The following is a 7,325-nucleotide window of genomic DNA, read 5'->3' as shown; positions in this document are numbered from 1 at the left end:
CCGCGATCGGCGCAGCGCTTGCGGTGCCGGAGGCGCCGGTGGTGTGCCTGACCGGCGATGGCGGCTTCCAGTTCACCTTGCCCGAGCTGGGTGCGGCGCTCGATGCAGGGGCGCCGGTGATCTTCGTCGTCTGGAACAATCGCGGTTATCGCGAGATCGAGACCTCGATGCTCGATGTCGGCGTCGAGCCGGTCGGCGTGTCGCCGGCGCCGCCGGATTTCTGCAAGCTCGCCGAGGCCTATGGCATAGAGGCCGAGCGGCTGGCCGGCATCGGCGACCTCGCCGATGCGCTAAAGCGGGCGCGAGCGGCCGGCAAGCCGCGCGTTATCGAAATCACGGTCGATTGAAGGTCTTGGCGGCCATCCCATCCATCAGCCGAGACGCCACCGCGTGACGTCAAGCGGCGGCGTCTCGACGCATGCAAAGACGGGACGCCTGCCATGTCGATATTTCAATTGAGTGACAGCGCGAAAGGCGCGACGTTCGATGCTGGGGCGGCATAACCATAAGAATACGACAGGAGCAGTCGAAATATGACGGAAACGCTTAACGGCAGGCATGTCGTGGTGACGGGCGGCACTGGGGCGCTCGGCGGCGCGGTTGTCGGCAGGTTGCTGGAGCAGGGAGCGATCTGCCATGTGCCCAATGCCCATGCCGCGGCTCCGCCGCACTTTCCTTACGCCGCCCACGCCAGCGTCCACCTGGCGCACAATGTCGACCTCTCGGATTCCGCCAAGGTCGAGGCCTTCTACCATCAGGTTCCGGAGCTTTGGGCTTCGATCCACCTCGCCGGCGGTTTCACCATGGCGCCGGTGGAAAAGATCGAATCGGCATCCTTTGCCGAGATGATGGACACTAACGCCCGCACCGCCTTCCTCTGCAGCCGCGCCGCGGTGCGCTCGCTGCTGGCTTCCGGCACGGCGGGGCGCATCGTCAATGTCACCGCGCGCGCCGGGGTCGATCCCAGGCGCGGGGCCGGAATGGTCGCCTATGCCGCGAGCAAGGCGGCGGTTGCCGCGATGACGCAGGCGATGGCCGAGGAGCTGAAGCACAAGGGCATCCTGGTCAACGCCGTGGCGCCCTCGACGCTCGACACTCCCGCCAACCGCGCCGACATGCCGGACGCGGATTTCACCAAATGGGTCAGCCTCGAAGCTGCCGCCGAAGCGATCGCCTATCTTGCTTCGCCCGCCAACCAGGCGATGAGCGGCACGCTGGTGCCGCTCTACGGGCGGGCCTGACCTCACAGATCAAAGGACAAACAAAAACCCCGCCGGATCGCTCCGGCGGGGTTTTGTTTGGTCCTGGCGAAGGGCTTACGCAATTCCGGACGGAAAACCGCTAAGCAGTTTTCCTGGAATGCTCTAGTTGCCCTGCTTCTTCAGCGCCGCGCCCAGGATGTCGCCCAGCGAGGCGCCGGAGTCGGTCGAGCCATACTGGGCGACCGCTTCCTTCTCCTCGGCGATTTCCAGCGCCTTGATCGAGACCTGCAGCTTGCGGGTCTTCTTGTCGAAGGCGATGACGCGGGCGTCGACCTTCTGGCCGACGGTGAAGCGCTCGGGGCGCTGCTCGTCGCGGTCGCGGGAAAGGTCCGAACGCTTGATGAAGGTCTCGAGGCCGCTGTCGACCAGCCGCACTTCCAGACCGCCATCCTTCACCGCGATGACCTCGCAGGTGACCACGGCGTTCTTGCGCAGCTCGCCACTGCTCGCCGCCTCGCCGACGGTGTCGCGGGCCAGCTGCTTGATGCCGAGCGAGATGCGCTCCTTCTCGATGTCGACGTCGAGCACCTGCGCCTTGACCATGTCGCCGCGATTGTACTCTTCGATCACCTGCTCGCCCGGACGGGTCCAGTCGAGGTCGGAGAGGTGCACCATGCCGTCCACGTCGCCTTCGAGACCGATGAACAGGCCGAACTCGGTCTTGTTCTTGACCTCGCCCTCGACCTGGCTGCCGACCGGATGGCTGCGCGCGAAGGCTTCCCACGGGTTCTCAAGCGTCTGCTTGAGACCGAGCGAGATGCGGCGCTTGGCCGGATCGACCTCGAGCACCACCACGTCGACTTCCTGCGTCGTCGACAGGATCTTGCCGGGGTGCACGTTCTTCTTCGTCCACGACATTTCCGAAACGTGGATCAGGCCCTCGATGCCCGGCTCCAGCTCGACGAACGCGCCGTAGTCGGTGATGTTGGTGACGGTGCCCTTGATCTTCTTGCCGATCGGGAACTTGGTGCCGATATCCGACCACGGATCGCTCTCGAGCTGCTTCATGCCGAGCGAGATGCGGTGGGTTTCCTGGTTGATGCGGATGATCTGCACCTTGACCGTCTGGCCGATGTTGAGGATCTCGGTCGGATGGTTGACGCGGCGCCATGCCATGTCGGTGACGTGCAGCAGGCCGTCGATGCCGCCGAGGTCGACGAACGCACCGTAGTCGGTGATGTTCTTGACCACGCCTTCGACCACCTGGCCTTCCTCGAGGTTCTGCACGATCTCCGAACGCTGTTCGGCGCGGCTCTCCTCGAGCACGGTGCGGCGCGACACCACGATGTTGCCGCGGCGGCGATCCATCTTGAGGATTTCGAAGGGCTGCGGGTTGTGCATCAGCGGCGAGACGTCGCGGATCGGACGGATGTCGACCTGACTGCGCGGCAGGAACGCCACGGCGCCGTCGAGATCGACGGTGAAGCCGCCCTTGACCTGGTTGAAGATCACGCCTTCGACGCGCTCACCCTTGGTGAACTTCTCCTCGAGGCGCACCCAGCTCTCCTCGCGGCGGGCCTTCTCGCGCGACAGCATGGCCTCGCCAAGCGCGTTCTCGATGCGCTCGACATAGACCTCGACGGTGTCGCCGACCTTGAGCGAGGAGTCCTTGCCCTTGGCGCCGAATTCCTTCAGCGGCACGCGGCCTTCGACCTTGAGGCCGACGTCGATGATGGCCATGTCCTTTTCGATCGCGGTGATCGTGCCCCGGACAACCTGGCCCTCGCCGGAATGGCCGGCGGTGAATGATTCTTCGAGCATGCTCGCGAAATCGTCGCGAGTGGGATTTGCAGCTGACATTGTTTCTCCTGGAGTGCTCCGCATACGAGCGGAGCGGGCGCCGTGGGTTAGCGTTGCGTGAGCCTGCCGGCGTTCCGGGCTGAAGAGCCCTCGGCCGCTTTCAAGCGGCAAGTCCGGCGCATGAAGAATGCTGGCAGGCTGGTTCGTGCCCGATATGGGTATTTTCTTCGCCTCCGGCAACGGAAGCCCAAGGAAAAACCCGGATCAGGCCTTGTCTCTCTTGGCGAGCACGTCGTCGACGATCGCCATCGCCGCGAGAAACGCGGCCTCTATAGCCATTTCGCTGGTATCAAGCAAGTGCGCGTCAGGGGCGGGCTTGAGCGGCGAGGAGGTTCTGCCCATGTCGCGCTCGTCGCGGCGCTCTATGTCGGCGAGGATCGTGGCGAAATCGGCGCTGCCGCCCATGCTCTCGATTTCGGCCAGACGGCGCTTGGCCCGCACCTCGGCGCTCGCCGTCACATAGAGCTTGATGTCGGCGTCCGGGCACACGACCGTGCCGATGTCGCGGCCGTCGAGCACGGCGCCGGGCGGTGCCTTGGCGAACTCCCGCTGCTTTTCGACCAGGATGCGCCGTACAGTGGGAATGACGGCGACCTTCGAGGCAGCCTCGCCCACCGTATGCGCCGAAAGCACGGTCCGGTCGAGGTTCGAGAGATCGACCTGCCGCGCCGCGGTTTCGGCGGCCGAGACGTTGTCGAGCGGCAGGCCGAGCTCGAGCAGCTTATGGGCGACGGCGCGGTAGGTGAGGCCGGTGTCGAGCAGGTTCAGCCGGTAATGGTCGGCCAGCCGCCGCGCCAGCGTTCCCTTGCCGGCGCCGGCGGGGCCATCGATGGCGATGGTGAAGGTGTGGGTCATTGGTTGGCCATCGCTTCGTGTGCTTGGCGACAAACCCTCGCGCCTCCGTCATTCCAGGGCGTAGCGAAGCAGAGACCCTGGGATCCATGCCGTGACATCAGCCGAAGAATGCTGCGAGCCAGAATTCTGCACCGTTGCACCGCGTCGGCGTCACGGCATGGATCCTGGGGTCTTCGCCGCGTCGCTTCGCTCCTTGCTCCGCCCCAGGATGACGACGGGAAGGATGTCGGGTGCCAATCTCGAAAGTTTGCGATTGCCATCGCCCGTCACTCGATCTCCGCGGCCAGTCCCTTCATCAGCCCCATGAACTCCGGAAAGCTCGTCGCGATCATATTGGCGTCGTCGATCGTCACAGGCTTTTCTGTCGCCAGCCCCATCACCAGGAAACTCATGGCGATGCGGTGGTCGAGATGCGTCTTCACCGCCGTATCGGGGCCGTTGGGGTGGGCGCCCAACCCCTTGCCGCCTGGCTTGCCGCGGACGGCGAGCGAAGCTTCGCCCTCGGTGCAATCGACGCCATTGAGCTTCAGCCCGTTGGCGACCGCCGACAGCCGGTCGGACTCTTTGACCCGAAGTTCCTCCAGGCCCTGCATCAGCGTCTCGCCTTCGGCGAAGCTCGCGGCAACCGCCAGCACCGGATATTCGTCGATCATCGACGGCGCGCGCTCCGGCGGCACTACGACACCCTTGAGATCGGAGGAACGCACGCGCAGGTCCGCGACGTCCTCGCCGCCGGCGTTGCGCGGGTTGAGGATGTCGATGCGGCCGCCCATTTCCTGCAGGGTCAGGAGCAGGCCGGTGCGCGTCGGGTTCATCAGCACGTTTTCGATCACGATGTCGGAGCCCGGCACGATGAGTGCGGCCACCAGCGGGAAGCCGGCCGAGGACGGGTCTCCCGGGACGGCAATCGTCTGCCCGGTAAGCTTGCCCTGGCCTTCGATGAAGATGTGGCGCACGCCGCGTTCGTCGGTCTCGACGGTCAGGTTGGCGCCGAAACCTTTCAGCATCTTTTCGGTGTGGTCGCGCGTCATCACCGGCTCGACCACCGTGGTGATGCCCGGCGTGTTGAGGCCGGCGAGCAGCACCGCCGATTTCACCTGGGCCGAAGCCATCGGCACGCGATAGGTGATGGGCGCGGCGTGCTTGGGCCCGCGCAGCGTGATCGGCATGCGGTCGCCGGGCGCCGCCTTCAGCACCTGCACGCCCATCTGGCGCAGCGGCTCCAGCACCCGGCCCATCGGCCGTCCGGAAAGCGAGGCGTCGCCGATGAAGGTCGTCTCCATGTCATAGGTGCCGACGAGGCCCATGGTCAGCCGCGAGCCGGTGCCGGCATTGCCGAAGTCGAGCGGGGCTTCGGGCTGCAGCAAAGCGCCGTTGCCGGTGCCGCGGATCACCCATTCGGTGCCCTTCTTTTCGATATGCGCGCCCATTGCCTTCATCGCGGCACCCGTGCGCATCACGTCCTCGCCTTCGAGCAGGCCGGTTATGCGCGTCTCGCCTGAGGCAAGGCCGCCGAACATGAAGGAGCGGTGCGAGATCGACTTGTCGCCCGGCACCCGCGCCGTGCCGCTCAACGCGTCTGATTTGCGGGCCGTGGCCGGCTTCGGGGCGGCGGAGTGAGACATCCTTGTCTTCCAAATGTAATGCCGGCTCGCTCGGTTCGTCATGTTGCGGCGGTCTCGTATCACGGCGCGCGGCAATGGTCATCCCCTGGCGGAGGCCTTCGAACGCAAGGTTTTGCGATGCCGGCTTTTGGCTTTGACAGCGCCGTAAACTGCGGTTAAGGGGACCATTCTTTTTTTGACGAGGCTTGCCGTGGCAAAACCCGAACTTGGCACAAAACGTGTCGACCCCGAAACGGGTCGGAAATTCTACGACCTGAACAAGGACCCGATCGTCTCGCCCTATACCGGCAAGAGCTATCCGCGTTCCTATTTCGAGGAAGGCAAGATCTCCGCTATCGAGGACGATGAGGACGTCGCCGATAAGGAAATCGACGCCGAGGAAGAAGAAGGCGCCGAAATCGTCTCGCTGGAAGACGCGGACGAAGAGACCAAGAGCGGCGGCGACGATCTTCCCGATCTCGGCGACGATGAAGACGATGTCGATCTCGGGGACGATGACGACGACACCTTCCTTGCCGACGAGGAAGAAGAGGACGACGACGTCGCCGACATGATCGGCGTCGGCGACGACGAGGACGAGGTCTGATTAGCCCTTGGCGCGATCGTTTGCCGGCCATTTCGGCCTGTGACGAAAAAGCGGCTTTTGAAGGCTTGATCTTGACCGAAGGCGGCGCTAGAAGCCGCCAGCACTAAACGACGGCGCGGTTCCCAGCCGCGCCGGATCTCTTCGCCGGAAACGGCGCCGGCTGACTGCCGGGAGTGGGGCCATAGCTCAGTTGGGAGAGCGCTTGAATGGCATTCAAGAGGTCGTCGGTTCGATTCCGATTGGCTCCACCAAACAGTCTTTCTGTGATGCTCGGTTTCGCGGCATTCACGCTCGCTGCTTGCCAATCGGCGCCTGAAGCGCCGCCGTCTCCGCCGCCCCAACTTGCCCCGGCTGCCGTCGCGGCTCCGGCTTCTCCGGATTTGGCGGTGCTGGACCAAACCGTGGCGGTCACGCCTCCCGGCAAGGGCGTTCCGGCCAGGTATGCCGCATTCTCAGGCATATGGGCCGGACGGCTGGATGGCATGTATGAAGGCAAGCTGGCCGTGCTGACGGTTTCCCCAGGCGGGCAGGTGACGGTCAGCTATGCTTGGGGCGATGTGGCCGACAACAAGCCGGGAGTGGCCGACGGCGCCGGCAGGATTGCCGGGAACACATTGAAGCTCGGCCGCCTTCCGAATGGCGCCGACATCACCTTTGCGATGCTCCCCGACGGAACGCTGGCGGTCACCTACACACTTGCCGGCCATACCTATACGGGCTCGTTCGCCAGGCAATAATCCACGGAACTCTCTTGGCAATCGACCACGACCCTCCCTCGGCCTGACCTATTGCCATAGTGCCGTCGTCTGCTGGGCCGGACCGGTCCGAATCGGCTATGCCTCTGCCATGCAGGAAACATCCCTCTATGCCCCGGTGAAGCGATTCCTCGAGAGCCTGGATTTCACCGTCAAGGGCGAAGTCGGCGGCTGCGACATCGTCGGGCTGCGCGAAGGCGAGCCGCCCGTGGTCGTCATCTGCGAGCTGAAGCTGCAGTTCAATCTCGAGCTCGTCCTGCAGGGGGTCGATCGCGCGGCCGCCTGCGACGAGGTCTGGCTCGCCGCCCGGATGTCGGCGCGCGGCAAGGGCCGAGAGCATGACCGCCGTTTTCGCGCGCTATGCCGGCGTCTCGGTTTCGGGTTGCTGGCGGTTGACGGAAAGGGCAAGGTCGAGCTGCTGCTCAGCCCCGCCGCCGCGCCG

7 protein-coding genes, 1 tRNA gene and 1 pseudogene are annotated in these 7,325 nt (G+C 64.9%); 6 read left to right on the top strand and 3 right to left on the bottom strand.

Translation table 11 applies throughout. The features are described from left to right. Together DH10_RS32750 and DH10_RS32745 are read left to right on the top strand one after the other, a co-directional pair. Positions 1-347: thiamine pyrophosphate-dependent enzyme (locus tag DH10_RS32750; protein ID WP_246811678.1), on the top strand; the 347-nt coding region annotated here is incomplete at its 5' end. Positions 348-533: 186 nt separating this feature from the next. Then, entirely contained in the window at positions 534-1,241 is a 708-nt protein-coding gene (locus DH10_RS32745) for an SDR family NAD(P)-dependent oxidoreductase (protein WP_192250992.1), read from the top strand. Between the two features lie 123 nt (positions 1,242-1,364). Here the strand turns inward: DH10_RS32745 and rpsA are convergent, their stop codons facing one another. The 3 genes from rpsA to aroA all read right to left on the bottom strand — a co-directional run bounded on the left by rpsA (position 1,365) and on the right by aroA (position 5,542). Beyond that, entirely contained in the window at positions 1,365-3,062 is a 1,698-nt protein-coding gene (gene rpsA / locus DH10_RS32740) for a 30S ribosomal protein S1 (protein ID WP_126090587.1), read from the bottom strand. A gap of 204 nt (positions 3,063-3,266) precedes the next feature. Continuing rightward, the gene (gene cmk, locus DH10_RS32735) at positions 3,267-3,917 is read right to left on the bottom strand and encodes a (d)CMP kinase (protein ID WP_192250995.1); all 651 of its coding nucleotides are present in this window, start codon (positions 3,915-3,917) and stop codon (positions 3,267-3,269) included. A 266-nt stretch (positions 3,918-4,183) separates the two neighbouring features. Beyond that, a complete protein-coding gene (gene aroA / locus DH10_RS32730; RefSeq protein WP_192250998.1) occupies positions 4,184-5,542 on the bottom strand; it encodes a 3-phosphoshikimate 1-carboxyvinyltransferase in 1,359 nt (452 codons plus the stop codon). A 190-nt stretch (positions 5,543-5,732) separates the two neighbouring features. On the opposite strand from aroA, the gene DH10_RS32725 reads away from it, so the two are divergent. From DH10_RS32725 to DH10_RS32710, 4 genes and pseudogenes are all read left to right on the top strand, one after another. Next, positions 5,733-6,128 carry a TIGR02300 family protein gene (locus tag DH10_RS32725; protein ID WP_192251002.1) on the top strand — a complete coding sequence of 132 codons (396 nt, stop codon included), beginning with the start codon at positions 5,733-5,735 and terminating at the stop codon, positions 6,126-6,128. Between the two features lie 175 nt (positions 6,129-6,303). Further along, a tRNA-Ala gene (locus DH10_RS32720) sits at positions 6,304-6,379 on the top strand. Positions 6,380-6,514: 135 nt separating this feature from the next. Next, positions 6,515-6,865, top strand: a complete 351-nt coding sequence (locus DH10_RS32715; RefSeq protein WP_246506243.1) for a hypothetical protein — start codon at positions 6,515-6,517, stop codon at positions 6,863-6,865. Between the two features lie 109 nt (positions 6,866-6,974). Further along, positions 6,975-7,325: pseudogene (locus DH10_RS32710) on the top strand (hypothetical protein); the annotation flags it as partial.

The sequence above is a fragment of the Mesorhizobium silamurunense genome, assembly GCF_014843825.1.
GTDB lineage: Bacteria > Pseudomonadota > Alphaproteobacteria > Rhizobiales > Rhizobiaceae > Mesorhizobium > Mesorhizobium silamurunense.
This window is presented reverse-complemented; position numbering and strand designations above follow the sequence as displayed.